Source organism: Prevotella sp. AM42-24 (assembly GCF_003461825.1).
Taxonomy (GTDB): Bacteria; Bacteroidota; Bacteroidia; order Bacteroidales; family Bacteroidaceae; genus Prevotella; species Prevotella hominis.
Genome location: NZ_QTXV01000134.1, coordinates 1 through 2,370, shown reverse-complemented (window position 1 = coordinate 2,370; position 2,370 = coordinate 1). Strand labels below are relative to the sequence as shown.

General features: G+C 43.2%; 2 protein-coding genes. Both read right to left on the bottom strand.

Annotation, left to right across the window (positions count from 1 at the left end):
• On the bottom strand, nt 1-902 hold a 902-nt coding region (locus DW917_RS16600; RefSeq protein ID WP_158570246.1), incomplete at its 3' end, for an IS110 family transposase.
• 287 nt (nt 903-1,189) lie between these two features.
• The gene (locus DW917_RS16595) at nt 1,190-2,215 is read right to left on the bottom strand and encodes an IS110 family transposase (protein ID WP_118120495.1); all 1,026 of its coding nucleotides are present in this window, start codon (nt 2,213-2,215) and stop codon (nt 1,190-1,192) included.
• Nucleotides 2,216-2,370 lie beyond the last annotated feature (155 nt).

Sequence of the window (2,370 nt, the reverse complement as noted above, 5' to 3'; positions counted from 1 at the left end):
TTTGTGTCTGAATCTTGCTTACCTCCTAATTTACGGTTATAAAATGATTGTAACTCTGCATCATATTGTACAACAACTGTGGCCGCCATGGATAGATCTGCTTTCGCCTGACCATCACAGCGTGCTGAAGGTCGGGGACGCCATTTCACACTGGTGCCTGAAGTGCGGAAGTGCGGTGCCACGCCGACATAACTGGCATATTGCCTTGCTGTTTCAAAAGCGGTAAAGTTTCGGGTAATGACAATGACATTTATGGCATTGACGAAGCCTATTCCCGGTATTGTCAGAAGATTCTTGTAAGTAGACAATAGGCTATCGTCTGTAGCCAGCAACTTCTGTTCTTCCAACTCGATGTTCTCAATGTCACGGCTGAATTTCTTGATGTAGCCATCACATAACTGGGCATCTTCCTTTGTGATGCATAGCTGTCTTCTGTTCATGAAGCATGTACGCTGTTCCACCAGGAACTTACGCTCATTCATCAGTGCCTTGAGTCTCTGCATGGTCTTGTCAGGCATATTATAAGGCTTGACACATTCAGTACCATTATAGCGATAGAGAAAGTCTGCAATCTTGGCAGAGTCAATCTTGTCGCTCTTGTCCTTGGGCCCCATGGGATAATGCTTTACCACATGGGTGGAGAGCATGCAGAACTGATAGTTCCTGGCATTAAGAAACTTCTCCAGCTCCATGGAATAGCTGCCGGTGAACTCCATTCCGAAGAGACAGTTCGAGAGAACCACATGATTCTTCTTGAGCCATGTGCACATTTCGCCAAATCCCTTGCGGGAATTGTTGAATACATCGTGAGGAAAGTCCTTAATTGGGGTCCCTTCACAAAAAATTGATGCGTCAATGACATTTTTTGAGATGTCGATGCCGATAAATGATTTATTTTTCATACCTTTGTACCGCATTTTGCAGGAAGGAGCTCTCTATGTCAGGGTAAGCCACATCTTTTAAAAGCTTCCACGGCTAATTCCCTAAACGGCACTTGACCTGGCATTTCAGGCTGGGGAGACTAGATCAGGGAAAGGTCTTTGTCTAAGACAAAATAGTTCACTACCCCCGTCCGGAGTTCCTTCCATTTCAGATGCTCCGGCAAAGGTAGTGAAAAAAACGCAGACAAAAGACTTAGTCGGGAAATAGTTATGCTCTAAGAAGTGCGATAGTTCACTTTTGCTGCATTTTAGTTCTTGTATGCATCTGTCTCCACGTATGGTGTTCCACGCTTTATCACGGCAAACATACGAAGGACTAGCTTGAACTTGATGGCATTGAGTACGATACCACCGCATTTATCCTTTCTCTTGTGTATCCAATAGTCTCTTATTGAAGGATTGTTCTTTATGGCGGAAAGGACAGCTATGGATAAGTCTGCCTTGGCTTCAGAAAAGCCTTTCTTGGAAACACCCGTTTTCTTTCTTACTGAGGTACCAGATTCTTTTTTAAATGGGGCTATTCCTATGTAACAGGCGTATTTGCGAGGATTGCTGATAGCAGTGAAATTTTCCGTTAATACAATAGTTTCCAACGCTATGATGCGACCAATGCCAGGAATGGAGATCAGCAGGTCGTAGTTCTTGCTGATGCTTGCATCTTCATTCATATAGCTGTCAATCTCCTTGTCTATTGCTTTCTGGTTTTCCTGCATGTTCTTCAGCAGGAGTTTCTTGCGTTCTACGGATAAGTCTGTGTCGTATGCGCAGATATCATGAAGCTGCTGCTTATAGAGAGTTGACTGCTTGGTGTTCTGCTTACGCTCTGCCAGCAGTCTCTTCAACTTGAAATAGACAGGTGAGGGAAGCTTGGAGGGATTGCGAAGGATCTTCTTGTGATTCTGCTCACAATAGATTGCTATTCTGAAAGCATCCAGTTCATCAGTCTTGATACGGTCAAGAGAGCGCTGGTCATCATCCAGATCAGGTTCGAAGCGATGCATTTTTCGAGGTTCCACCATACCATAGATATATTCTTTGGATTCCAGCCATAATCTGAAGTTTTGGTTATAGAGTCCCGTATATTCCATACAGAACAAAAAGGTATCAAAGTCTTTTCCTACCTTTGCGACCCAGGAGCCAATCTTTTTGAACCCAGCAGCATCATTGCTCACCTTAATATGTGCATTCTTCCAATCGATGGTTTCACCATCATAATAAGCAAGGTCGAGAGTCTTCTTGGAGACATCTACGCCAAAGTAAAGTTCCTTATCCATATTATTGACATTTTAGCATTAAATGGAAACAAGAAAACATTTGGCTTGGCGAAGGACTGAATCAAAAAATAGTGATATTCTAGAGTGACATACAGTTCACCTTAACACCCGTTAACCAATTCGTTTAAACTTGTTTCCAGGTGCAAAGGTAAAAG